The organism is Streptomyces sp. S3(2020) (assembly GCF_013044505.1).
In the GTDB taxonomy this organism is placed as follows: domain Bacteria; phylum Actinomycetota; class Actinomycetes; order Streptomycetales; family Streptomycetaceae; genus Streptomyces.
This window is the reverse complement of record NZ_JABERD010000118.1, coordinates 1-24785: the sequence shown is the minus strand read 5'-3', so window position 1 is coordinate 24785 and position 24785 is coordinate 1. Positions and strand designations below refer to the sequence as shown.

General features: G+C 70.2%; 23 protein-coding genes. 12 read left to right on the top strand and 11 right to left on the bottom strand.

Annotated elements, in window-relative coordinates:
- Positions 1 to 117: 117 nt before the first annotated feature.
- Entirely contained in the window at positions 118 to 2583 is a 2466-nt protein-coding gene (locus tag HLK59_RS30885; protein ID WP_171144847.1) for a SulP family inorganic anion transporter, read from the top strand.
- 49 nt (positions 2584 to 2632) lie between these two features.
- On the opposite strand, the gene HLK59_RS30880 is transcribed toward HLK59_RS30885, so the two are convergent.
- On the bottom strand, positions 2633 to 3289 hold the full coding sequence (locus tag HLK59_RS30880; RefSeq protein WP_171144846.1) for a hypothetical protein: 657 nt from the start codon (positions 3287 to 3289) through the stop codon (positions 2633 to 2635).
- Positions 3286 to 3945, bottom strand: a complete 660-nt coding sequence (locus HLK59_RS30875; RefSeq protein WP_171144845.1) for an RNA polymerase sigma factor — start codon at positions 3943 to 3945, stop codon at positions 3286 to 3288. Before HLK59_RS30875 ends, HLK59_RS30880 begins: the two co-directional genes overlap by 4 nt.
- Positions 3946 to 4198: 253 nt before the next feature.
- Here HLK59_RS30875 and acs point away from each other — a divergent pair, with 253 nt between their 5' ends.
- From acs to HLK59_RS51325, 5 genes are all read left to right on the top strand, one after another.
- The gene (gene acs / locus HLK59_RS30870; RefSeq protein ID WP_171144844.1) at positions 4199 to 6157 is read left to right on the top strand and encodes an acetate--CoA ligase; all 1959 of its coding nucleotides are present in this window, start codon (positions 4199 to 4201) and stop codon (positions 6155 to 6157) included.
- A gap of 147 nt (positions 6158 to 6304) precedes the next feature.
- Positions 6305 to 7741 carry a Na+/H+ antiporter NhaA gene (nhaA, locus tag HLK59_RS30865; protein WP_171144843.1) on the top strand — a complete coding sequence of 479 codons (1437 nt, stop codon included), beginning with the start codon at positions 6305 to 6307 and terminating at the stop codon, positions 7739 to 7741.
- Between the two features lie 80 nt (positions 7742 to 7821).
- Entirely contained in the window at positions 7822 to 8310 is a 489-nt protein-coding gene (locus HLK59_RS30860) for a phage holin family protein (RefSeq protein ID WP_171144842.1), read from the top strand.
- Positions 8307 to 9248, top strand: coding sequence for an alpha/beta hydrolase (locus tag HLK59_RS30855; RefSeq protein WP_171144841.1), 942 nt, complete (start codon positions 8307 to 8309; stop codon positions 9246 to 9248). The genes HLK59_RS30860 and HLK59_RS30855 overlap by 4 nt, the downstream gene beginning before the upstream one ends.
- Before the next feature lie 127 nt (positions 9249 to 9375).
- Positions 9376 to 9558 carry a hypothetical protein gene (locus HLK59_RS51325; RefSeq protein ID WP_095046639.1) on the top strand — a complete coding sequence of 61 codons (183 nt, stop codon included), beginning with the start codon at positions 9376 to 9378 and terminating at the stop codon, positions 9556 to 9558.
- Positions 9559 to 9571: 13 nt separating this feature from the next.
- Here HLK59_RS51325 and HLK59_RS30850 read toward each other — a convergent pair whose 3' ends face one another.
- The 3 genes from HLK59_RS30850 to nth all read right to left on the bottom strand — a co-directional run bounded on the left by HLK59_RS30850 (position 9572) and on the right by nth (position 12728).
- Positions 9572 to 10771 carry a MarP family serine protease gene (locus HLK59_RS30850; protein WP_171144840.1) on the bottom strand — a complete coding sequence of 400 codons (1200 nt, stop codon included), beginning with the start codon at positions 10769 to 10771 and terminating at the stop codon, positions 9572 to 9574.
- Between the two features lie 48 nt (positions 10772 to 10819).
- Positions 10820 to 11509 (bottom strand): CoA pyrophosphatase, encoded by a 690-nt coding sequence (locus HLK59_RS30845; RefSeq protein WP_171144839.1) that lies wholly within the window; start codon positions 11507 to 11509, stop codon positions 10820 to 10822.
- Positions 11510 to 11831: 322 nt separating this feature from the next.
- Positions 11832 to 12728: an endonuclease III gene (nth, locus tag HLK59_RS30840; RefSeq protein WP_346779850.1), complete on the bottom strand. Its 897-nt coding sequence runs from the start codon at positions 12726 to 12728 to the stop codon at positions 11832 to 11834.
- Between the two features lie 354 nt (positions 12729 to 13082).
- Here nth and HLK59_RS30835 point away from each other — a divergent pair, with 354 nt between their 5' ends.
- Positions 13083 to 13757, top strand: coding sequence for a Crp/Fnr family transcriptional regulator (locus HLK59_RS30835; RefSeq protein ID WP_046260291.1), 675 nt, complete (start codon positions 13083 to 13085; stop codon positions 13755 to 13757).
- 127 nt (positions 13758 to 13884) lie between these two features.
- On the top strand, positions 13885 to 14706 hold the full coding sequence (locus HLK59_RS30830; RefSeq protein ID WP_171144837.1) for a nucleotidyltransferase domain-containing protein: 822 nt from the start codon (positions 13885 to 13887) through the stop codon (positions 14704 to 14706).
- Between the two features lie 108 nt (positions 14707 to 14814).
- Here HLK59_RS30830 and HLK59_RS30825 read toward each other — a convergent pair whose 3' ends face one another.
- From HLK59_RS30825 to HLK59_RS30810, 4 genes are all read right to left on the bottom strand, one after another.
- Positions 14815 to 15645, bottom strand: a complete 831-nt coding sequence (locus tag HLK59_RS30825) for an MBL fold metallo-hydrolase (RefSeq protein WP_171144836.1) — start codon at positions 15643 to 15645, stop codon at positions 14815 to 14817.
- Positions 15642 to 16511: an NUDIX hydrolase gene (locus tag HLK59_RS30820; RefSeq protein ID WP_171144835.1), complete on the bottom strand. Its 870-nt coding sequence runs from the start codon at positions 16509 to 16511 to the stop codon at positions 15642 to 15644. The genes HLK59_RS30825 and HLK59_RS30820 overlap by 4 nt, the downstream gene beginning before the upstream one ends.
- 368 nt (positions 16512 to 16879) lie before the next feature.
- The gene (locus HLK59_RS30815) at positions 16880 to 17347 is read right to left on the bottom strand and encodes a RidA family protein (protein ID WP_171144834.1); all 468 of its coding nucleotides are present in this window, start codon (positions 17345 to 17347) and stop codon (positions 16880 to 16882) included.
- A complete protein-coding gene (locus tag HLK59_RS30810; RefSeq protein ID WP_020129281.1) occupies positions 17344 to 17502 on the bottom strand; it encodes a DUF4177 domain-containing protein in 159 nt (52 codons plus the stop codon). The genes HLK59_RS30815 and HLK59_RS30810 overlap by 4 nt, the downstream gene beginning before the upstream one ends.
- Before the next feature lie 95 nt (positions 17503 to 17597).
- Between HLK59_RS30810 and HLK59_RS30805 the strand changes: the two genes are divergently transcribed.
- Positions 17598 to 18575: an ArsA-related P-loop ATPase gene (locus HLK59_RS30805; RefSeq protein ID WP_171144833.1), complete on the top strand. Its 978-nt coding sequence runs from the start codon at positions 17598 to 17600 to the stop codon at positions 18573 to 18575.
- Complete coding sequence (locus HLK59_RS30800; protein WP_171144832.1) at positions 18572 to 19906, top strand: ArsA family ATPase; 1335 nt, start codon at positions 18572 to 18574, stop codon at positions 19904 to 19906. The genes HLK59_RS30805 and HLK59_RS30800 overlap by 4 nt, the downstream gene beginning before the upstream one ends.
- Positions 19907 to 19957: 51 nt before the next feature.
- Here HLK59_RS30800 and wblA read toward each other — a convergent pair whose 3' ends face one another.
- Positions 19958 to 20296 carry a transcriptional regulator WblA gene (wblA, locus tag HLK59_RS30795; RefSeq protein ID WP_037735517.1) on the bottom strand — a complete coding sequence of 113 codons (339 nt, stop codon included), beginning with the start codon at positions 20294 to 20296 and terminating at the stop codon, positions 19958 to 19960.
- Positions 20297 to 20771: 475 nt separating this feature from the next.
- Here wblA and HLK59_RS30790 point away from each other — a divergent pair, with 475 nt between their 5' ends.
- A complete protein-coding gene (locus HLK59_RS30790; protein WP_171144831.1) occupies positions 20772 to 23039 on the top strand; it encodes a transglycosylase domain-containing protein in 2268 nt (755 codons plus the stop codon).
- Positions 23040 to 23207: 168 nt separating this feature from the next.
- Here the strand turns inward: HLK59_RS30790 and HLK59_RS30785 are convergent, their stop codons facing one another.
- Positions 23208 to 23675 carry a GatB/YqeY domain-containing protein gene (locus tag HLK59_RS30785; protein ID WP_171144830.1) on the bottom strand — a complete coding sequence of 156 codons (468 nt, stop codon included), beginning with the start codon at positions 23673 to 23675 and terminating at the stop codon, positions 23208 to 23210.
- A 161-nt stretch (positions 23676 to 23836) separates the two neighbouring features.
- On the opposite strand from HLK59_RS30785, the gene HLK59_RS30780 reads away from it, so the two are divergent.
- Positions 23837 to 24769, top strand: a complete 933-nt coding sequence (locus HLK59_RS30780; protein ID WP_171144829.1) for a metallophosphoesterase — start codon at positions 23837 to 23839, stop codon at positions 24767 to 24769.
- Positions 24770 to 24785 lie beyond the last annotated feature (16 nt).

The following is a 24785-nucleotide window of genomic DNA, read 5'->3' as shown; positions in this document are numbered from 1 at the left end:
CCGAGCGTTGATGCATCCCGCCGCTGCACGCCGTGACCCACGGCCGCGACCCGACCCCCCACCCCGGTGGGGGACCACCTGTTCCGCGACCGCGCTGCCCCGGAGGAGACGGGAACTATGTCCGCCTGCGTCCCCACCCGCGCCACCGACTCGAGTCGGACCAAGCGCATCCACCGACCCCACAGCCCACCGCCGTCCCGGCCCCGCCGCTTCCGTGTCGCGGGCGCCGACGTGTCGGCCTCGATCGCGGTCTTCCTGATCGCCCTGCCGCTGTCCCTCGGCATCGCCCTCGCCACCGGCGCACCCCTCCAGGCCGGCCTCGTCGCCGCCGCCGTCGGAGGACTCGTCGCCGGCTGGCTCGGCGGCTCCCCGCTCCAGGTGAGCGGCCCCGCCGCCGGACTCACGGTCGTCACCGCCGACCTGATCCACCGCTACGGCTGGCGTACGACCTGTGCCATCACGGTCCTCGCGGGCCTCGCCCAACTGGGCCTGGGCTGCCTGCGCGTGGCGCGCAGCGCGCTCGCCGTCAGCCCCGCCATCGTGCACGGCATGCTCGCCGGTATCGGCGTGACCATCGCCGTCGCCCAGCTGCACATCGTCCTCGGCGGCACTCCGCAGAGTTCCGTCCTGGCCAACCTCCAGTCCCTGCCCGCCCAGTTGGCCCAGGTGCGTCCCGCCGCCGTGTCGGTGAGCGCGCTGACCCTGGCCCTGCTGCTGCTCTGGCCCCGCATCCCCGGCCGGCCCGGCCGTCTGCTGCGCAGGATCCCGGCCGCGCTCGTCGCCGTCACCGGTGCCAGCGCGACCGCCGCGCTCGCCGGGCTGACGCTGCCCAAGGTCGACCTGCCCTCGTGGCGCAGCCACGCCCTGGCCGGACTCCCCGAAGGGCCCGTGCTCGGCCTGGTCGCCGCCGTGCTGACCACCACGCTGGTGTGCAGTGTGCAGTCGCTGCTCGGCGCGGTCGCCGTGGACAAGATGGCCGCCGGCCGGCCCGGACTGACCGCCCGCGTCAGACGCTCGAACCTGGACCGTGAGCTGCTCGGCCAGGGCGCCGCCAACATCGTCTCCGGGTCGCTCGGCGGACTCCCGGTCGCCGGCGTCGCCGTGCGCAGTGCGGCGAATGTGCACGCGGGTGCCGTGAGCCGGAACTCCACGATGCTGCACGGCGTTCTCGTAGTGATCGCCGCGCTGCTGATGGTCCCGGTGCTGGAGCTCATCCCACTCGCCTCGCTCGCCGCCCTGGTGATGGCCGTCGGCATCCAGATGGTGTCCCTGCACCACATCCGCACGGTGACCCGCCACCGAGAGGTCCTGGTCTACGCCGTCACCACCCTCGGCGTGGTGTTCCTCGGCGTCCTGGAAGGCGTCGTGCTCGGTGTCGCCGTGGCCGTCGCCGTCGCCCTGCACCGCCTCACCCGCACCCGTATCACCCACGACGAGCAGGAAGGAGTCCATCACGTACACGTCCGAGGGCAGTTGACGTTCCTCGCCGTGCCCCGCTTGAGCCGGGCCCTGCATCTCGTGCCCCAAGGCGCCCGGGCAGTCGTCGAGTTGGACGGCTCCTTCATGGACCACGCGGCGTACGAGGCGTTGCAGGACTGGCAGAACACACACACCGCGCAGGGCGGCACCGTCGAACTGACCGGTCGCCGCGCCGGGGTCCGGATCGCCGAGCCGGGGGACATCCCCGACGCTCACACCGCGCTCGGGATCGGGATCGGGAGCGGAAGCGGAAACGGCATCGGGGCCCACGCCGGGTTCACCGACCGCACCGCCGCGGCGGGTTGCCGCTGCCGCCCCTGGACGCCCTGGCGCAACCACCAGTGCGAGGACCCGCGGTCCGCGCCGCAGCCCGGTGGGCGCCCGAGCGACTCCGGTGTCCTCGGCGAGGCGGGCGGGACCGGTCCGTCCAGTCCCAGCGGGCATGAACTGGCGCGCGGTATCAGCGCGTTCCAGCGCAACACCGCTCCCCTGGTGCGGGGTGAGCTGGCCCGGCTGGCCCGTGAGGGGCAGCGCCCGGCGCAGCTCTTCCTCACCTGTGCCGACTCACGGCTGGTCACCTCGATGATCACCTCCAGCGGTCCGGGCGACCTGTTCGTGGTGCGCAACGTGGGCAACCTCGTTCCGATGCCCGGCGAGGAGAGCGGTGACGACTCGGTGGCGGCCGCGATCGAGTACGCGGTGGACGTGCTGAAGGTGCGGTCCATCACGGTGTGCGGGCACTCCGGGTGCGGAGCCATGCAGGCGCTGCTCAACTCCGAGCCCGGGGGCGCGCAGACGCCGCTCAAGCGGTGGCTGCGCCACGGGCTGCCGAGTCTGGAGCGCATGGCCGACGACAGCCGTCCCTGGGCCCGGCTCGCCGGACGGGCACCCGCGGACGCGGTCGAGCAGCTGTCTCTCACCAACGTGGTCCAGCAGCTGGAGCATCTGAGCGCGCACGAGTCGGTGGCGCGGGCGCTGCGGAAGCGGGAGTTGGAGCTGCACGGGATGTACTTCCACGTGGGCGAGGCGCAGTCGTATCTGCTCACCGGGGTGAGCGGGGACGAGCTGTTCGACCATGTGGAGGCGGCGGATCTGTCGGCGTGACCCGGACGCGGGTGCGCGGCCCCTGCCGGTGGGGCCGCGCACCCTGTGGTCAGTTCTTCGAGGAGTGCGTGGTCACCCCTTCCAGGCGGTCGGAGCGCTCCACCTGCACACAGGGCTCGATGGCTCCCTTGACGGCGTAGAAGTTCGTGGCGAACACGTACTCACTGCCGCTGTCGTAGTTCTCGAAGGCCAGGGTGTCGCCGCGATGGAGGGTGATCTTCCAGGCACCCAGGCGGGAGGCGAGATCGCGTGCCTCCCGTTCCACGCGCTCGGCCTTCTCCGGCGACTTGGAGCCGCCGCTCAGCGCGGACTCCAGGTCGAAGTTGCCCGGGACGGCCTCACCACGCGGTCGACGGCACTGGTGGTCGCGGTCGAGGTTCTGGATGTCCACGTGCACGCCGTCGGCCCGCAGCCGCTCGGCGAGTTCACGCTGGGCGTGTTCGCTGAGTCCCAGGTCGTCGAGAGTGAGCGTGACACTGCCGTCGCCGTTCCGCTCCACCGCGTACGCCGGTGTCTCGGTCGGCGAGCCCGGCACCAGCACCACCGCGAGCCCGGCCACCGCACAGGCCGCGGCGGCCAGGGCGAGCCGACGGCCCGTGAACACGTGGCGTCGCGCGGCGGGCACCGAGGAGTCGGTCTCCCGTCGCTCGATCTCGCCCTGCAACTCGGCCAGCAGCCGGTCCTCGAACGTCGTCTTCATCGTCATGCCTCTCCCCCAGTAACCCCGGTGACCCCAGTGATCCCAGTGACCCCGGTGGTTTCGGTGACCCCGGTGACAAAAGAAAGTGATGTCCCTCGCGGATCCGCACCCGCCGCACCCGCCGGATCCGCCGCCCCGCGCAGCGACTTGCGCGCCCGGTGCAGCCGCACCCGCGCCGCGACCTGGCTGATGCCCAGCGCGGCCGCCGTCTCGGCGATCGTGAGCTGGTCGACCGCGATCAGTTCCAGGACGGCTCGCTCCCCCGCGGGGAGCCGTTCCAGAGCCATGAGGGCGCGGCGACCCGGGCTCTCCGCGTCGAGCTTGTCCTCCAGGCGGGCGATGTCGTCGGGCTCCAGGAGCCGACGGCCCGAGATCCGGCGGTCGCGTGCGGTCTCGCGGGCCACGCGCCGGCGTTCCGAGGAGACGACGTTGCGGGCGATGCCGTAGAGCCAGGCCGTCTCGCTGCCCCGGCCCGGGCGGTAGGTGTGGGCGGAGTCCAGGACCGCCAGGAAGATCTCGGCCGTCAGGTCGGCCACGGTGTGCGGATCCGCGACACGCCGGGCCACGAAGGACGTCATGGCGTCCACATGGCGCCGGTAGAACTCCTCGAAGAGCTCAGGGTCGCGGACCGCCGCCTGCGGCCCGCCCCGTATCCCTTCCACTCGGAACTCCCTTCTCGTGAGTGGCGTTACACCCGTACTTGGGCCGGAGTGTGAGAGGCGTTACAAGCGGTGAACTCTGCCTGGTCGGCGTCCGTGGGTACGGATGGACACCGCCGCCGACCTCGACGTACACGGACGCACTCACAGGTCTAAACCAATTTTCCATCGGCCCTTGTCAGCGCACCCCCTGGTCTGATGAGCTGTGGCCTGGGACACAACGGGGGCCCCGGCAAAGCACCGCAAGGGAGATGTCGTGAGCAACGAAAGCCTGGCCAACCTGCTCAAGGAAGAGCGCAGGTTCGCGCCGCCCGCAGACCTGGCAGCGAACGCCAATGTCACGGCGGAGGCGTACGAACAGGCCAAGGCTGACAGGCTCGGCTTCTGGGCCACGCAGGCCCGTCGGCTGACCTGGGCCAAGGAGCCGATCGAGACGCTGGACTGGTCGAACCCGCCGTTCGCCAAGTGGTTCAAGGACGGCGAGCTCAACGTCGCGTACAACTGCGTCGACCGGCATGTCGAGGCGGGGAACGGCGACCGGATCGCCATCCACTTCGAGGGGGAGCCCGGCGACAGCCGCGCGATCACCTACGCCGAGCTGAAGGACGAGGTCTCCAAGGCGGCGAACGCGCTGCTGGAGCTGGGCGTCCAGAAGGGCGACCGGGTCGCCGTCTACATGCCGATGATCCCGGAGACCGCGGTCGCGATGCTGGCCTGCGCCCGCATCGGCGCCGCCCACTCCGTCGTCTTCGGCGGCTTCTCCGCGGACGCGCTCGCCACGCGTATCCAGGACGCCGACGCCAAGGTCGTCATCACCTCCGACGGCGGCTACCGTCGCGGCAAGCCGTCCGCGCTCAAGCCGGCCGTCGACGAGGCCGCCGACAAGGCGGGCAATGTCGAACACGTGCTCGTGGTCCGCCGTACCGGCCAGGACGTCGCCTGGAACGACAGCCGTGACGTCTGGTGGCACGAGCTCGTCGACCGGCAGTCCGCCGAGCACACCCCCGAGGCCTTCGAGGCCGAGCAGCCGCTCTTCATCCTCTACACGTCGGGCACGACGGGTAAGCCCAAGGGCATCCTGCACACCTCCGGCGGCTACCTCACCCAGGCCGCGTACACCCACCACGCCGTCTTCGACCTCAAGCCGGAGACCGACGTCTACTGGTGCACGGCCGACGTCGGCTGGGTCACCGGGCACTCGTACATCGTCTACGGGCCGCTCGCCAACGGCGCCACCCAGGTCATGTACGAGGGCACGCCGGACACCCCGCACCAGGGCCGGTTCTGGGAGATCGTGCAGAAGTACGGGGTCACCATCCTGTACACGGCGCCCACCGCCATCCGTACGTTCATGAAGTGGGGCGACGACATCCCCGCGAAGTTCGACCTGTCGTCGTTGCGCGTCCTCGGTTCCGTGGGTGAGCCCATCAACCCCGAGGCCTGGATCTGGTACCGCAAGCACATCGGTGCCGACCGGACTCCGATCGTCGACACCTGGTGGCAGACCGAGACCGGCGCGATGATGATCTCGCCGCTGCCGGGCGTGACCGAGACCAAGCCCGGCTCCGCGCAGACCCCGCTGCCCGGCATCTCGGCCACGGTGGTGGACGACGAGGCTCGGGAAGTCCCCGACGGCGGTGGCGGCTACCTCGTCCTCACCGAGCCGTGGCCCTCCATGCTGCGCACCATCTGGGGCGACGACCAGCGGTTCCTCGACACGTACTGGTCCCGCTTCGAGGGCAAGTACTTCGCCGGTGACGGGGCGAAGAAGGACGACGACGGGGACATCTGGCTCCTGGGGCGCGTGGACGACGTCATGCTCGTCTCCGGCCACAACATCTCTACGACGGAGGTGGAGTCGGCACTCGTCTCGCACCCCTCCGTCGCCGAGGCCGCCGTCGTCGGTGCCGCCGACGAGACCACCGGGCAGGCCATCGTCGCCTTCGTGATCCTGCGCGGCACGGCCAACGCCGAGGACGAGAACCTCGTCAACGACCTGCGCAACCACGTCGGCGCCACCCTCGGCCCGATCGCCAAGCCCAAGCGGGTCCTCCCGGTGGCCGAGCTGCCCAAGACCCGCTCCGGCAAGATCATGCGCCGCCTGCTGCGGGACGTCGCCGAGAACCGTCAGCTGGGAGACGTCACCACCCTGACCGACTCCACGGTCATGGACCTCATCCAGGCGAAGCTCCCCGCCGCGCCCAGCGAGGACTGAGCACGTCACAGGAGGGGTGCCCGGCGCGAGAAGGCGCCGGGCACCCCTTTTAGGTAAACTAAACAAAACTAGCGTGACCCCATAGGTGTGCCGGGAAGTCTGGTCGGCGAGCAGCTTCGCCCTACCCACCGACCGGAGGTCCCCCCGATGGCCGCGCCCCGCACCACCCCCGCCCGCAAGGTCCTCGGACGGCTCTCCCTGCCGGAACGGACCTTCGTGGCGGACGCGCTGCGCACCGAGACCGTCGGCGGTGTCCTGCTCCTCGTCGCCGCGATCACCGCGCTGATCTGGGTGAACATCCCCGCGCTGCACGACAGCTACGAGAGCGTCAGCCACTTCCACCTCGGCCCCGAGGCTCTCGGCCTGAACCTCTCGATCGCGCACTGGGCGGCCGACGGACTCCTCGCGATCTTCTTCTTCGTCGCCGGCATCGAACTCAAGCGCGAGCTGGTCGCCGGTGACCTCAAGGACCCCAAGGCGGCGGCGCTGCCGGTCGTCGCGGCCCTGTGCGGCATGGCGGTGCCCGCCCTCGTGTACGTCCTGACCAACCTCACCGGCGGCGGATCGCTCGACGGCTGGGCGGTCCCGACGGCGACCGACATCGCCTTCGCGCTCGCCGTGCTCGCGGTCATCGGTACGTCCCTGCCGAGCGCCCTGCGCGCCTTCCTCCTCACCCTCGCCGTCGTCGACGACCTCTTCGCGATCCTGATCATCGCGGTGTTCTTCACCGCCGACATCGACTTCGCGGCCCTCGGCGGCGCGGTGACCGGCCTGGCCGTCTTCTGGCTGCTGCTGCGCAAGGGCGTACGCGGCTGGTACGTGTACGTGCCGCTCGCGCTCGTCGTCTGGGGCCTGATGTACAACAGCGGCGTCCACGCCACCATCGCGGGCGTCGCGATGGGCCTGATGCTGCGCTGCACCACCCGGGAGGGCGAGGAGCACTCGCCGGGCGAGCACATCGAGCATCTCGTACGTCCCCTCTCCGCGGGTCTGGCGGTACCGCTGTTCGCCCTGTTCAGCGCAGGTGTCTCAGTCTCCGGCGGCGCACTCGGCGACGTGTTCACCAAGCCCGAGACGCTCGGAGTCGTCCTGGGTCTGGTCGTCGGCAAGGCGCTCGGCATCTTCGGCGGGACCTGGCTGACGGCACGCTTCACCCGGGCCTCCCTCAGCGACGACCTGGAGTGGGCGGACGTCTTCGCGGTCGCCACCCTGGCCGGCATCGGCTTCACGGTGTCGCTGCTCATCGGCGAGCTGGCCTTCGACGGGGACGCGGCGCTCACCGACGAGGTCAAGGCCGCCGTGCTGATGGGCTCGCTCATCGCGGCGACCCTCGCCACCGTGCTGCTGAAGATCCGGAACGCCAAGTACCGCCGTATGGTCGAGGCCGAGGAGCGCGACGACGACCTCGACGGCATCCCGGACATCTACGAGGAGGACGACCCGGCGTACCACCTGCGCATGGCCGCGATCCACGAGCGCAAGGCCGCCGAGCACCGCAGGATCGCCGGACTCAAGGCCGCCGAGCGAGCGGGGCTTGCCGAAGTGACGGGCGGGGCAGGCGAGGAGGACGACCGTCGGGCATGATCTGACGGGACGGTACAAAAGACTTCCCCCGTACTGAAGACTTCCCAGTCACCCACACGGCAGATTCAGGGAGAAACGCGATGAGCGCACCCGACGGCAGCCCGGTCGGCGCCGAACGCAGCATCGGCCAGCTGTTCGCCTCGGCGACGACCGAGATGTCCGCGCTGGTGCACGACGAGATCGCGCTGGCCAAGGCGCAGCTCAAGCGGGACGTGAAGCGCGGCGCGACGAGCGGCGGCGCGTTCCTGGTGGCCGGCGGGGTACTGGTGTTCTCGCTGCCGATGCTGAACTTCGCCCTGGCGTACGGCATCCGCACCTGGAGCGACTGGAACATGGCGGTCTGCTTCCTGTTGTCCTTCGCGGCGAACGTGCTCATCGCGGGCCTCCTGGCGCTGATCGGCGTGGTCTTCGCGAAGAAGGCCAAGAAGGGCGGCGGCGCGCAGAAGACCGCCGCGTCGATGAAGGAGACGGCGAGCGTCCTGCAGAAGGCCAAGCCGCATCAGCGGCCGGAGCTGGCGCAGGACCGTGTCCCGGAGGCCATCGAAGCTGTGGCACGCTCGTCGTCATGACGGACCCCGCCACACCTGCCTCAGTAGTACGACCGGACACGCTGCCCGGCGGGAGAGAGGTGACCCATCGCGAGGTGGCCGCCAACGGCGCCCGCTTCCACATCGCCGAGATGGGTGACGGCCCGCTGGTCCTGCTGCTGCACGGCTTCCCGCAGTTCTGGTGGACGTGGCGGCACCAGCTGCCCGCGCTCGCCGATGCCGGGTTCCGGGCCGTCGCCATGGACCTCAGGGGCGTCGGCGGCAGCGACCGCACCCCGCGCGGCTACGACCCGGCCAACCTCGCTCTCGACATCACCGGCGTGATCCGCTCGCTCGGCGAGCCCGACGCCGCGCTGGTCGGCCATGACCTGGGCGGATACCTCGCGTGGACGGCGGCCGCGATGCGTCCGAAGCTCGTACGGCGGCTCGCGGTGGCCTCGATGCCGCATCCGCGGCGCTGGCGCTCGGCGATGCTCTCGGACGTCAAGCAGACGCGTGCCGGTTCCTACATCTGGGGGTTTCAGCGCCCCTGGATCCCGGAGCGACAGCTCACCGCGGACGACGGCGCGCTGGTCGCCCGGCTGATGCGGGAGTGGTCGGGGCCGGTCCTGCCGGACGACGACGCGGTGGAGACGTACCGCCGCGCGATGTGCATCCCGTCGACCGCGCACTGCTCGGTCGAGCCGTACCGCTGGATGGTGCGCTCCCTGGCCCGCCCCGACGGCATCCAGTTCAACCGGCGCATGAAGCGGCCCGTGCGGGTGCCGACGCTGCATCTGCACGGCTCGCTGGACCCGGTGCTGCGGACGCGGAGCGCCGCGGGATCCGGCGAGTACGTCGAAGCGCCGTACCGCTGGCGGCTGTTCGACGGACTGGGCCACTTCCCGCACGAGGAGGACCCCGTCGCCTTCTCGGCCGAGCTCATCAACTGGCTGAAGGACCCCGAGCCCGATCGGTGACCGTGCGGACGCGCCCGGTATCCGGATCTGAACACCTGTCCGACGAACAGCCAATTGCCTGGCGCATAGGCCAATTGGGGACCCTGGGGGCGGTTATCGACCTTGGGGCAGGGGCACACGTCGGGGTATGGGCTGGACGCACGACTACAGTGACGCAGCACGCAATCGCCGCTCGGGCCACGGTCTGAGCCCCCACCAGCGAGGAGGGGCCCCGCAGATGCAGGGCACGGACCTCCGCGTGGGCATTCCACACATCCTGCGCCGCCGGGCCCGCTGGGTCTCGGTACGGCTGCGTCACCCTCGAGGCTGACGCCCCCGACACCTCACAGCGCGCAGCTGTCGCTGTCCACCTGCTGGTTCGCGGTGCGCCCCTTGGCGATGTCCTCCTGGATCTCGTCCGCGGTCAGCGCGTACCCGGTGTCGGCGTTGTCGAGGGACTTCGCGAAGACCACGCCGTACACCTCGCCTTCGGGGGTGAGCAGCGGGCCGCCGGAGTTGCCCTGACGGACGGTCGCGTAGAGGGAGTACACATCGCGGTGCACGGTGCCGCGGTGGTAGATGTCCGGTCCGTTGGCCGGGATGCGGCCACGCACGCGTGCGGCCCGGACGTCGTACGCGCCGTTCTCCGGGAAGCCCGCGATGATCGCGTCGTCGCCGCTCTTGGCGTCCGTGGACGTGAACTCCAGGGCGGGCGCCTTCAGATCCGGTACGTCGAGCACGGCGATGTCGCGCTCCCAGTCGTACAGGACGACCGTCGCGTCGTACTTCCTGCCCTCGCCGCCTATCTGGACGGTGGGTTCGTCGACGCCGCCCACGACATGCGCGTTGGTCATGACGCGGCGCTCGGCGAAGACGAAGCCGGTGCCTTCGAGGACCTTGCCGCAACTCTGGGCGGTGCCCATGACCTTGACGATGGACTGCTTGGCACGGGTGGCGACGGGGCTGGCCGCGAGCGCCGGGTCCGGCGGCTGGACCTCGTTGATCGGCTCGTTGGAGAACGGGCTGAAGACCTGCGGGAAGCCGTTCTGCGCGAGAACCGAGGAGAAGTCCGCGAACCAGGTGTTGGCCTGGTCGGGCAGGGCCCGCGAGACGCCGAGGAGGACCTTGGAGCTACGGACCTCCTTGCCGAGGGTCGGCAGGGTGGTGCCGGCGAGGGCGGAGCCGATCAGCCACGCCACCAGGAGCATCGCGACGACGTTGACGAGGGCGCCGCCGGTGGCGTCCAGGGCGCGGGCCGGGGACCATGTGATGTACCGGCGGAGCTTGTTGCCGAGGTGGGTGGTCAGGGCCTGGCCGACGGAGGCACAGACGATGACGATGACGACCGCGACGACGGCGGCGGTCGTACTGACCTCCGAGTTGTCGGTGAGGGCGTCCCAGACGACGGGCAGCACGTAGACGGCGACAAGACCACCGCCCATGAAGCCGATCACCGACAGGATGCCGACGACGAAGCCCTGGCGGTAGCCGACGATCGCGAACCACACGGCGGCGACCAACAACAGGATGTCCAGCACGTTCACCGGTTCAGGCCTCGCCTCATCACACGACACAACACGTCAGACACCCTGTCATGACCGCCAGTCGAGCGGGACCTGCTTCTCCCTGTCCCAGGGGCGCTCCCAGCCCGAGTAGTGCAGCAGACGGTCGATGATTCCAGCCGTGAAGCCCCAGACCAGGGCCGATTCGACCAGGAATGCCGGTCCTCGGTGGCCGCTGGGGTGGACGGTTGTGGCCCGGTTGTCGGGATTCGTGAGATCCGCCACGGGGACGGTGAAGACCCGCGCGGTCTCGTTCGGATCGACGACTCCGACCGGGGTCGGCTCGCGCCACCAGCCCAGCACCGAGGTCACGACGAAGCCGCTGACCGGGATGTACAGCTTGGGCAGCACACCGAAGAGCTGCACGCCCGCGGGGTCGAGCCCGGTCTCCTCCTCGGCCTCGCGCAGGGCGGCCCTGAGCGGCCCGTCGGCCTTCGGGTCGCCGTCCTCGGGGTCGAGGGCACCGCCGGGGAAGGAGGGCTGTCCGGCATGGGACCGCAGCGAGCTGGCCCGCTCCATGAGCAGCAGCTCGGGTCCGCGCTCCCCCTCGCCGAACAGGATCAGCACGGCCGACTGCCGCCCCGCCCCGTTCGTCGGCGGCAGGAACCGGCTCAGCTGCACCGGCTCGACCGTCTCCACCGCGTCCACCACCGGGTCCAGCCACTGCGGCAGACCCTCCTTGCTGAGCGTCACGCCCTGTGCATTGCTCGCGCGCGTCATCGCCACCCCCGTCCTTGCGAGTCCAACGCCCGGCCCCTGCGAGATCGTTCCTGCCCCGACGCCCGGCATACCGACGACCACGCCGGGACGTGGACCCGATCGCGGGTCGAGGACCAGACGGAACCCGAGGCCGGGACGCAGTCCAGGGCCGGTGCCGGCGTTCGTCCCGTGCCGCTCGCCCTCCGCCCCACTGCCGTGGTGAGGCCTGCCCTCAGGGGCTCGGCGCCGTCCCGACCTCCCCGGCAGCAGAGAGCACCGTCACCCGCTGAAGGGACGACAGCCGTAGAACGGTCCGGCGTCACCGATCGGCCCGCACCCCCCGTCATCCGGCCCCCAGCGGCGGTGCCGCCTTGCCGCCCGCGTCCAGGTAGGACTGCGGAGGGTTGAGCCGCTGCCCCGGGAAGCCGCCCTTCTCGTACTTGAGGAGCTTCTGCGCCTTCTCGGGGTCCGTCTCGCCCTCGCCGTACGCGGGGCAGAGCGGGGCGATGGGGCAGGCGCCGCAGGCGGGCTTGCGGGCGTGGCAGATACGGCGGCCGTGCCAGATGACGTGGTGCGAGAGGTCCGTCCAGTCGCTCTTGGGGAACAGCGCGCCGATCGCGGCCTCGATCTTGTCGGGGTCGGTCTCGGCGGTCCACTGCCAGCGCCGCACCAGCCGCTGGAAGTGCGTGTCCACGGTGATGCCGGGCCGTCCGAAGGCGTTGCCGAGGACGACGAACGCCGTCTTGCGGCCCACGCCGGGCAGCTTGACCAGGTCTTCGAGCCGCCCCGGCACCTCACCGCCGAACTGCTCCACCAGCGCCTTCGACAGCCCTATGACCGACTTGGTCTTGGCCCGGAAGAAGCCGGTCGGACGGAGGATCTCCTCGACCTCCTCCGGGTTGGCGACGGCCAGGTCCTCGGGGGTCGGGTACTTGGCGAAGAGCGCGGGGGTCGTCTGATTGACCCTCAGGTCGGTCGTCTGGGCGGACAGCACCGTGGCGACCACGAGCTGGAAGGAGTTCTCGAAGTCCAGCTCCGGGTGGGCGTACGGAAACACCTCGGCCAGTTCGCGGTTGATCCGGCGGGCCCGGCGGACCAGCGCGGTGGGCGACTCGGCCTTCGCCGGCTTGACGGCGACGGTCCTGGCCGGAGCCTTTCCCGCCCCGGCCTTCTTCGCCACAGCCTTTTTCGCCCCGGCTCTCTTCTCGGCGGCCTTCGTCCCGGCCACCTGCCTCACCACCGCCGGAGCCTTCTTCACCGCAGCCTTCTTTGTCACTTTTGCCGTTTTCTTTCCGCCACCGGGGCCCTGTTCGCCCACAGCGGAATCTCGACGTACAACCACCCGCCCAGCCCCCTTGGCCTGTGCTCTCACCGGCGATTTGGACACCCGGCCAGCCTAGAGCCCGGCACCGACAATCGCCCCGGACCCAGGAGATCGGCCCCCGATTGGACCCCTGCCGCTTACCTCGGGACACCTGTGCGGCATCCTTGTGACAGATCACACTGTTTGGACCGTCCGGCAAAATGGGGAACACGGTCCCCTGGTACCAAGGGGGAGCAAGATCCCCTGAGCAGGTCGACAAGGAGAGAACTCGTGGACGACGTTCTGCGGCGCAACCCGCTCTTCGCGGCGCTCGATGACGAGCAGTCCGCGGAGCTCCGCGCCTCCATGAGTGAGGTGACCCTCGCGCGTGGCGACTCCCTGTTCCATGAGGGCGACCCGGGCGACCGGCTCTACGTCGTCACCGAGGGCAAGGTCAAGCTGCACCGCACCTCCCCCGACGGCCGCGAGAACATGCTCGCCGTCGTCGGCCCCGGCGAGCTGATCGGTGAGCTGTCGCTCTTCGACCCGGGCCCGCGCACGGCGACCGCCACCGCGCTGACCGAGGTCAAGCTGCTCGCCCTCGGCCACGGCGACCTCCAGCCCTGGCTGAACGTCCGCCCCGAGGTGGCCACCGCGCTGCTGCGCGCCGTCGCCCGTCGGCTGCGCAAGACCAACGACCAGATGTCCGACCTGGTCTTCTCGGACGTCCCCGGCCGCGTCGCCCGCGCGCTCCTGGACCTCTCCCGCCGCTTCGGCGTGCAGTCCGAGGAGGGCATCCACGTCGTCCACGACCTCACGCAGGAAGAGCTCGCCCAGCTGGTCGGCGCCTCCCGCGAGACGGTCAACAAGGCCCTCGCCGACTTCGCCCAGCGCGGCTGGCTCCGCCTGGAGGCCCGCGCGGTGATCCTGCTGGACGTGGAGCGACTCGCCAAGCGGTCGCGCTAGCCACGACACGTCGTACGAAGGGCCCCGCCGCACGGCGGGGCCCTTCGCGCTCCCCACCGAAGTCGACCCCGTTCGGCGGTGCCGTGAATACCCAGTTCCGGCAGGTCGGTGGGGGCACAGTGAACCCATGGCCGAAACCGTTCTGCGCAAGGGGCTCGACGCCCAGGGCTACATCGAGCGCGAAGGCTCCCTCGCGCGCGTGCCGCACGCCTTCCGCCCGGTCGTCGCCGTGGCACGGGACCGGCTGCTGGACCTGTTCGGGACACGGCTGCACAGCGCGTACCTCTACGGGTCGATCCCGCGCGGCACCGCGCGCGTGAGCCGCAGCGACCTCGACCTGCTGGTCGCCCTGAACGGGGAGCCCACGGACGCGGACCGGGGGACGGTCCGGGCCCTCGACACGGCACTGGACAAGGAGTTCCCGGAGATCGACGGGGCCGGGACGCTGCTCCACAGCCGGGCGCGGCTGCTGAGCGAGGCGGAGACGTACGACCTGGGGTGGTTCGTGGCCTGTCTGTGCACCCCGCTGCTCGGCGACGACCTCGCCGAGTACCTGCCGCGCTACCGCCCCGACTCGCGGCTCGCCCGCGAGACCAACGGCGACCTCGCCCTGCTGCTGCCGCGCTGGCGCGAGCGGATCTCCCGGACGGGCGACTCGGAGGCTGCTCTGCGCCCCCTCGCGCGCTTCATGTCCCGCCACCTCGTCCGCACCGGCTTCACCCTCGTCATGCCCCGCTGGAACGGCTGGACGAGCGATCTGACGGAGATGGCGGAGGCGTTCGGCGCGTACTACCCGGAGCGGGCCGACCGGATGCGGGCGGCGGCGGTCCTCGGCCACACGCCGCGCGGCGACCTGGACGTGCTCATGTCGTACGTCGACGATCTCGGGCCGTGGCTGGCCGAGGAGTACGCGCGCGTGCACGGGGTGAAGGCGCCGCGTCCGGACTAGGCGTACGCGCGGGGAGGGCGTGCGAGCGACCAGGACGCCTATCGGGGCGGTGCGGGCCGAAGCAGGCGCACGCGCGTGCGTGAACGGACCCAGAAGCGTCCCGCCCCGCTAGATCAGCCCGTGCTCCTCCAGATACTCCAGCTGCGCCCGCACCGACAGCTCCGCCGCCGGCCACAGGGACCGGTCCACGTCCGCGTACACGTGCGCGACGACCTGGCCCGGCGTCCCGTACCCGTCCTCCACGGCCGTCTCCACCTGGGCCAGCCGATGGGCGCGGTGGGCGAGATAGAACTCCACGACCCCCTGGGCGTCCTCCAGGACGGGTCCGTGGCCCGGGAGGACGGTGTGGACGCCGTCGTCGACCGTGAGGGACCTCAGACGCCGCAGGGAGTCCAGATAGTCGCCCAGGCGGCCGTCAGGGTGCGCCACGACCGTCGTACCGCGTCCCAGGATCGTGTCGCCCGTCAGGACCGCCTGATCGGCCGGGAGATGGAAGCACAGGGAGTCCGAGGTGTGCCCAGGCGTCGGTACGACCCTCAGCTCCAGGCCGCCGACCCTGACCACGTCCCCGGCGCCCAGCCCCTCGTCGCCCAGCCGCAGCGCCGGGTCCAGCGCCCGCACCTTGGTGCCCGTCAGCTCGGCGAACCGCACGGCGCCCTCGGCATGGTCCGGGTGACCGTGCGTCAGCAGGGTCAGGGCGACGCGCTTGCCGGCCTTCTCCGCGGTGTCCACGACGTTGCGCAGATGCCCCTCGTCCAGCGGCCCGGGGTCGACCACCACGGCCAGTTCGGAGTCGGGCTCGGCGAGGATCCAGGTGTTCGTGCCGTCCAGGGTCATCGCGGACGCGTTGGGCGCGAGGACGTTGACGGCACGCGCGGTGGCGGGACCCGAGAGCACTCCGCCTCGCGGCTGGCCGGGGAGGGCTGCGGCGTCGGTCATGCGGGGGCTCCACCGGTCGGGATGTGCTTGGTGAACTCGTCGTGGCCCGGCCAGGACAGCACGATCTCGTCGTCGTCCAGGCGGGCCCTGGCCAGGACGGGGGTCAGGTCGCGGGAGGGGGCGGCCGTGAGTGCCTCGCGCGCGGTGCCGTACGGCGTCAGCTGGCGCAGGGTCGCGATCGTGGGCGGCATCATCAGCAGTTCGCCCTTGTCGTACGACGACGCCGCCTCGGCGGGTCCGATCCACACCGTGCGGTCCGCCTCCGTGGAGGCGTTGCGGGTGCGCTGGCCCTCGGGGAGGGCGGCGACGAAGAACCAGGTGTCGTAGCGGCGGGGTTCGAACTCCGGGGTGATCCAACGGGTCCAGGCGCCCAGCAGGTCCGAACGCAGCACCAGGCCGCGACGCTCCAGGAACCCGGCGAAACTCACGTCCCGCGCGACCAGGGCCTCGCGGTCCGCCTCCCAGTCCTCGCCCGTGGTGTCACCGACCACCGAGTCCGGGGTCGGCCCGGCGAGCAGGACGCCCGCCTCCTCGTACGTCTCGCGGACGGCCGCGCAGACGATCGCCTGGGCCTCCGTCTCGTCGACACCGAGCCGCTCGGCCCACCACGCGCGCGTGGGGCCCGCCCAGCGGATCTGATGGTCGTCGTCGCGGGGGTCCACACCGCCGCCCGGATACGCGTACGCGCCTCCGGCGAAAGCCATGGAGGCGCGTCTGCGCAGCATGTGCACGGCGGGTCCCGCGGTGGTGTCCTTGAGGAGCATGACCGTGGCCGCCCGCTTGGGGACGACCGGGGTGAGCGTGCCGTCGGCGAGCGCACGGATACGTTCCGGCCAGTCCTGCGGAAACCACTGCCCATTCGCCATGGGCGGAGGCTATCCCGTGGTGCGCGAATGTTCGAGAGGGGCCCTATACGGCCGCGAGCAGCCGGGACGGGTATCCGTATCGCGGCCCGAGCAGTCCGAGCGGCCCGCTTCCGCACAGGCCCAGGAACACCCGAGCCCCCGGTCCGGCAGCCACGTCGAAGCCCGTCCAGCCCGACAGCCACGCACGGGCGCTCGCTCGGCCTGGCGGTACGGCCAGGCGGTGCCGCACCGCGGCCCACCCGACCCGGCGACCACAAGCCGCGGCCACTCAGCCCGGCAGCCAGTCACCGCAGCCCGCCCGGCCCAGCAGGCGCGCACCGCAGCCGACCCGCCCGGCGTCGCGCCGAGCGGCCCGCCGCGCCGAAGGCCTACGCCTCCGTGAGCTCCACCTGGACCTCGACCTCCACCGGTGCGTCCAGCGGCAGCACCGCCACGCCGACCGCACTGCGCGCGTGGACGCCCTTGTCGCCGAGGACCGCGCCCAGCAGCTCGCTCGCGCCGTTGATGACACTCGGCTGGCCGGTGAAGTCCGACGCCGACGCCACGAACCCGACGACCTTCACCACGCGCTTGACGCGGTCCAGATCACCGGCGACCGACTTGACGGCCGCCAGCGCGTTCAGCGCGCAGGTGCGGGCCAGGTCCTTGGCCTCCTCCGCGGTGACCTCCGCGCCCACCTTGCCGGTGACCGGGAGCTTGCCCTCGATCATCGGCAGCTGGCCCGACGTGTACACGTACACGCCCGACTGCACGGCTGGCTGGTACGCGGCCAACGGCGGTACGACCTCCGGCAGCGTCAGCCCGAGCTCGGCGAGCTTCGTCTCGACCGCGCTCACGCCTTGGCCCGCTTCAGGTAGGCCACCAGCTGCTCGGGGTTGTTCGGCCCGGGCACGACCTGGACGAGCTCCCAGCCGTCCTCGCCCCAGGTGTCCAGAATCTGCTTCGTGGCATGGACGAGCAGCGGCACGGTTGCGTATTCCCACTTGGTCATGTGGCCGACTTTAGCCGCTGACCACACACAGGATCCTCCGGCGTTATCCACAGCCTGCCGGTTGGTACCCGCATCGAATGGTTACGCTCGAAGACGTGAGCAGGCTCCAGGTCGTCAGTGGCAAGGGCGGCACCGGTAAGACGACGGTGGCCGCGGCCCTCGCGCTGGCCCTGGCCACCGAGGGGAAGCGCACGCTTCTCGTCGAGGTCGAGGGCCGCCAGGGCATCGCACAGCTCTTCGAGACGGAGGCATTGCCCTACGAGGAGAGAAAAATCGCGGTCGCACCGGGCGGCGGGGAGGTGTACGCCCTCGCCATCGATCCCGAACTGGCCCTTCTGGACTACCTCCAGATGTTCTACAAGCTCGGTGGAGCCGGACGCGCCCTGAAGAAGCTCGGCGCGATCGATTTCGCCACCACCGTCGCGCCGGGTCTCAGGGACGTCCTGCTGACCGGCAAGGCGTGCGAGGCGGTGCGGCGCAAGGAGAAGTCCGGGCGGTTCGCCTACGACTACGTCGTGATGGACGCACCCCCCACCGGACGCATCACGCGCTTCCTCAACGTCAACGACGAGGTGGCGGGGCTCGCGAAGATAGGGCCGATACACAATCAGGCGCAGGCGGTGATGCGGGTGCTGAAGTCGTCGGAGACGGCCGTGCACCTGGTGACACTGCTGGAGGAGATGCCCGTCCAGGAGACCGCGGACGGCATCGCGGAGCTCCAGGCGGCGAAACTGCCGGTGGGGCGGATCATCGTGAACATGGTGCGCCCGGAGGTGTTGGACGCGGACGAGTTGGAACTCGTACGGGGCACTACTCGTTCCTCCTTCGCACAGTCGCTGTCCGCCGCCGGGCTCGGCGGGGCGCGGCGCGGCGGGCATGCCGAGCGGCTGGTGGACCCGCTCCTGGCCCAGGCCGAGGAGTACGCCGAGCGGTACGCGCTGGAGCACGAACAGCGCGCGGTGCTGGGTGAACTGGACCTGCCGCTGCACGAACTGCCGCTGCTCGCCGAGGGCATGGACCTGGCGGGTCTGTACGAGCTGGCCACGGAACTGCGGAAGCAGGGGATGTCATGAGTCCGGACGTCGAGGGGCAGGCCCGCCACCACCGCCTCTCCCCCGCGCGCATGCTCGACCTCGATCCGCTGGTCGACGATCCGGCGACCCGCATCGTGGTGTGCTGCGGCTCGGGCGGCGTCGGCAAGACCACGACCGCGGCAGCGCTGGGCCTCAGGGCCGCCGAGCGCGGCCGCAAGGTCGTCGTCCTCACCATCGACCCGGCCCGCCGGCTCGCCCAGTCCATGGGCATCGACTCCCTCGACAACACCCCGCGCCGGGTGAAGGGCGTCGAGGGCGACGGCGAGCTGCACGCGATGATGCTCGACATGAAGCGCACCTTCGACGAGATCGTCGAGGCGCACGCGGACCCCGAGCGGGCCTCCGCGATTCTCGGCAACCCCTTCTACCAGTCGCTCTCTGCGGGCTTCGCGGGCACGCAGGAGTACATGGCGATGGAGAAGCTGGGCCAGCTGCGGGCTCGTGACGAGTGGGACCTGATCATCGTCGACACCCCGCCGTCCCGGTCCGCGCTGGACTTCCTGGACGCGCCCAAGCGGCTCGGGTCCTTCCTCGACGGCAAGCTGATCCGGCTCCTCACCGCACCGGCCAAGCTCGGCGGACGCGCGGGGATGAAGTTCCTGAACGTCGGGATGTCGATGATGACGGGCACCCTCGGCAAGCTGCTCGGCGGTCAGCTCCTCAAGGACGTCCAGACGTTCGTGTCCGCCATGGACTCGATGTTCGGCGGGTTCCGCACGCGCGCGGACGCGACGTACAAGCTGCTCCAGGCTCCCGGCACGGCGTTCCTGGTGGTCGCGGCGCCGGAGCGGGACGCGCTGCGGGAGGCCGCGTACTTCGTGGAGCGGCTGGCCGCCGAGGACATGCCGCTCGCGGGCCTGGTCCTCAACAGGGTCCACGGCAGCGGCGCCGCCCGGCTGTCGGCCGAGCGGGCACTCGCCGCCGCGGAAAATCTTGAGGAGTCCCGCATTGTCGATCAGGAGGACGGGAAAGCTGGAGTTCGTAACTCTCCCGACACAGACGGCAGTTCAGAATCCTCCGCGTCCGACCACGCATCCGTTCCGGTGTCCGCCGAAGGCTCCCCCGCCGCGGACCGGACCGTCGAACAACTCACCGCAGGCCTGTTGAGACTGCATGCCGAGCGTATGCAGCTGCTCTCCCGCGAGCAGCGCACGCGTGACCGCTTCACCTCGCTCCACCCCGAAGTGGCGGTGGCGGAGGTGGCCGCGCTGCCCGGCGACGTACACGACCTCGCGGGGCTGCGAGACATCGGAACACGGCTCGCGGCCGGTCGGCCGGAGCTGCCCGAGACCGAGACCACGGACGGCTGAGCGACCGCGGACGGCTGAGCCGAAGCGGACGGACCCCCAGGGGTCCCGCCCTCAGCTCACCGCCGCGTAGTTCTCGTACACCTCATCGTCGTCGAGGGGCAGAATGCCGACCCCTCGCTCGTATTCCGTACGCGCTGTCTCAAGGAGCCGGCGCCAGGAGGTCACGGTGGGCCGCCTGCGCAGCAGCGCGCGGCGTTCCCGCTCCGTCATGCCTCCCCACACGCCGAACTCGACGCGGTTGTCGAGCGCGTCGGCCAGGCACTCCGTGCGCACCGGGCATCCGGTGCACACCGCCTTGGCCCTGTTCTGCGCTGCTCCTTGAACGAACAGTTCATCCGGATCGGTAGTGCGGCAGGCCGCCTGCGCACTCCAGTCGGTTACCCAGCCCATACCGGCGCCGTCCTCTCCCGAATCGAGGCTCCCCCACGGCGGCAGCGGCATATTCACCGCCGCCAGTTGAGGACGTTACGGAAGGTGGGCACAGCGCAACACCCCCTTCGGGCCCAATCTTGAATGGCCCGAACGGACTATGGGTAAGCGGCAGATCACCCGGGGGAGTGAGCTGGCGACATGCGTGATCATCCCGACAAAGCGGGACAGTTCAGTTGAGTCACAACGGGCACCAGGTGACACACAAGGCGGATTCGGACACGCCCCCATCAGAAAGTTGGGGAACATCCGGAACGATTCGGGGTCGCCGGACGTATTGATACGTGGCCGCACTGCTGTGACAGTTGAGAGCAGCTTAGGCCAAGGCCTGCGCGCGTGTCCGGCGAATGAGAAGGTAGGCGCTCTCTTTGCCATGCGCTCGAAACGGCCACTGGGTCTCGTCGAACGTTCATGAGTACGGATTAGGCTGCCCCCTATGTCGAAGAAGCGCTCCGGTGGTGGCCTGTCCCCCGCCCAGCAGGCCGCCAAGTTCCTCGGTGTCAGCGTCCTCTCGGGTGCGGTACTGGCGGGCATCGCCCTGCCCGCCTTCGGTGCGCTCGGGCTCGCGGCCAAGGGTTCGGTCGAGAGCTTCGACGAGCTCCCGGCCAATCTGAAGACGCCGCCGCTGAGCCAGCGGACCACGATCCTCGACGCCAAGGGCGGCCAGATCGCCACGGTGTACTCGCGCGACCGCACGGTCGTCGAGCTCAAGGACGTCTCGCCGTACATGCAGAAGGCGATCGTCGCGATCGAGGACTCGCGCTTCTACCAGCACGGCGCGGTGGACCTGAAGGGCGTGCTGCGCGCGCTCAACAAGAACGTGCAGAGCAGCGGGGTGGCCGAGGGCGCGTCCACGCTCACCCAGCAGTACGTGAAGAACGTCTTCGTGGAGGAGGCCGGCGACGACCCGACGAAGGTCGCCCAGGCCACCCAGCAGACCATCGGCCGCAAGATCCGCGAGTTGAAGTACGCGATCCAGGTCGAGGAGGAGCTGGGCAAAAAGAAGATCCTCGAGAACTACCTGAACATCACGTTCTTCGGCCAGCAGGCCTACGGTGTCGAGGCCGCCGCCCAGCGCTACTTCTCCAAGTCAGCCAAGGACCTCACCCTCGCCCAGTCGGCGCTGCTGGCCGGCATCGTCCAGTCGCCCAGCCGGTACGACCCGATCAACGACGAGGCCGAGGCCACCAAGCGGCGCAACATCGTGCTCCAGCGCATGGCAGAGGTCGGCGACATCTCCCGCGCGGAGGCCACCAAGGCCCAGGAGCAGAAGCTCGGCCTGAAGGTCAGCCAGCCCAAGAACGGCTGCATCACCGCCGTGAAGGGCGCCAGCTTCTTCTGCAAGTACGTCGAGGCCGTCTTCAAGAGCGACCCGGTCTTCGGCAAGACCAAGGAAGCCCGTGCCAAGGTCTGGAACCAGGGCGGTCTGACGATCAAGACCACCCTCGACCCGCAGGCGCAGGACTCGGTCCAGGCCTCGCTCAAGGACCACGTCTACAAGTCGGACAAGGTCGCGGCCGCGGCCACCCTCGTCGAGCCCGGCACCGGCAAGATCGTCGGCATGGGCCAGTCGAAGCCGTACGGCTACGGCAAGAACGAGACCGAGATCAACTACTCGGTCGGCTACGGCATGGGCGGCTCCAACTACGGCTTCCCGACCGGTTCGACGTTCAAGCCGTTCGTCGCGGCGGCGGCGCTGGAGGAGGGCCGGCCGGCCAACCAGGAGTACTCGTCGCCGTACCAGATGGAGTACCCGAGCCCCGTACAGACCTGTGACAGCAAGCCGTGGGTCAACCTGAACGGCGAGACGCTGGAGAACGAGTCGGAGTCGGAGAAGGGCCCCTACCGCCTGAAGAAGGCGATGGAGCTGTCGGTCAACACCTACTTCGTGCAGATGATCTCCGACATCGGCCTGTGCCCCGTGGTCAACATGACCAACAAGCTCCAGGTCGTGCAGGGCAACGGCGACAAGCTGCCCGAGGTGCCCGCGATCGCGCTGGGCTCCAAGGGCATCTCCCCGCTGACGATGGCGACCGCGTACGCCGCCTTCGCCTCCCGCGGCATGTACTGCACGCCGATCGCCATCGAGTCGATCACCCAGAAGGTCGCCCAGCAGCAGAAGTCGCTGGAGGTGCCCAAGTCGACCTGCTCGCGCGCCATGTCCGAGACGACCGCGGACACCGTCAACCAGCTCCTCAAGGGCGTGGTCGACTCCGGTACCGGCCAGACGGCGGGCCTCACCGACCGCGAGAACGCCGGTAAGACGGGTACGACGGACTCCCGCAAGAACGCCTGGTTCGTCGGCTACACGCCGAACCTGTCGGGCGCCGTCTGGGTGGGCAGCGCCTCCCAGAAGGTCGAGATGAAGAACATCTACATCGGCGGCGAGTACAACGACCTCGTCTACGGCGGCAAGGTCCCCGGCCCGATCTGGAAGGACGCCATGACCGGCGCCCTCGCGGGCAAGGACGCCCCGCCGTTCAACTTCATCCAGCTCCCCAGCGACAACCCGGACCGCGGCGACGGGGACGGCGACGGAAACGGGAATGGGAACGGCAACGGGAACGGCGACGGGGACAACGGCGACGACAACGGTGGCTCGGACAACGGCGGCACGGACGGCGGGAGCTTCCCGACGCCGACCTTCTCCATCCCGGAGGACCTGTTCCAGGGCAACAACGGAAACGGGGGCCGGAACGGCTAGCCACTGGCGCTGACCGCGGGTCGCTGGACGGCGAACGGCGAACGGCCCCTTCACCGTCGTACGGATATCTCTGCCGGATATCTCTGTACGACGGTGAAGGGGCCGTTCTGCGTTCGCCGTTCTGCGTTCGCCGTTCTGCGTTCGCCGTTCGTCGTTCGGCGCGGTCGGTCAGCCGGCCAGGAGCTTCTTCACGGTGGCGGCGACGCGACCGCCCTCCGCGAGGCCCGCGACCTTCGGGTTCACGATCTTCATGACGGCGCCCATGGCCCGCGGCCCCTCGGCGCCCGCCGCCTTCGCCTCCTCGACGGCCTGGGCGACGAGGTCGGTCAGCTCCTCGTCGGACAGCTGCTTGGGCAGGTACGTGGCGAGGAGCGCACCCTCCGCCTTCTCGCGCTCGGCCGACTCGGCACGACCACCCTCGGCGAAGGCGTCGGCCGCCTCGCGGCGCTTCTTCGCCTCCTTGGTGATCACCTTGAGGACCTCGTCGTCGGAGAGCTCACGCTTCTCCTTGCCCGCGACCTCCTCCTTGGTGATCGCGGCGAGCGTCATGCGCAGCGTCGAGGAGCGGAGCTCGTCGCGCTCCTTGATCGCGGAGGTGAGGTCTTCCTGCAGCTTCGACTTGAGCGTGGTGGTCATGTGACTGATTCTCGCAGGTGCGTGAGGCCGGACGCCCATCGTTTTAGGGGGGTCGGCTCCAGGTCGATTCAAGGGGGTCGGTTTCGAGGGGCGGCTTCAAGGGACGGCTTCAAGGGACGGCGGGCGACGGGGTACTTGCCGGGTCTGACACGATGGGACCCATGCGCGCGCGATACGGAGTACCTCTGTCGATCGCGGCGGCTGGCGCCGCCGGTCTGGTGTACGCGGCGGGCTTCGAAGCCCGCTCCTTCCGCCTCCGACGGGTCACGGTCCCCGTCCTCCCCGCCGGAATGCGTCCCCTGCGCATGCTCCAGGTCTCCGACATCCACATGGTCGGCGGTCAGCACAAGAAGCAGCGCTGGCTGCGTTCGCTGGCGGGCCTGCGACCCGACTTCGTGATCAACACGGGCGACAACCTGTCGGACCCGGAGGGCGTGCCGGAGGTCCTGGACGCGTTGGGCCCGCTGATGGAGTTCCCGGGGGCGTACGTCTTCGGCTCCAACGACTACTACGGCCCCAGGCCCCGTAACCCCGCCCGCTATCTGCTGGAGAAGACGAGCGGCCGCCACGGCCTGAACGGCAACCCGCCGGCCGTGGGCGTGGTCCACAACCCGTGGGAGGACCTGCGGGACGGTTTCGACACCGCGGGCTGGCTCAACCTGACCAACACCCGCGGCACCCTGAAGGTCGAGGGTGTGTCGATCGAGTTGACCGGCCTGGACGACCCGCACATCAAGCGGGACCGGTACGCGGAGGTGGCCGGCGGCCCGTCGTCGTCCGTGGACTTCTCGATGGGCGTGGTCCACGCGCCGTACCTGAGGGTGCTGGACGCGTACGCGGCCGACGCCTACCCCCTGATCCTCGCCGGCCACACGCACGGCGGGCAGCTGTGCATCCCCTTCTACGGGGCGCTGGTCACCAACTGCGACCTGGACACGGAACGGGTGAAGGGCCTGTCTACGCACACGGCCGAGGGCAGGACGTCGTATCTGCATGTCTCGGCGGGCTGCGGGACGAACCGCTACACGCCGGTACGGTTCGCGTGCCCGCCGAGACATGCAGATACGACGTCCTGCCCTCGGCCGTGTGCGTAGACAGGCCCTTCACCCG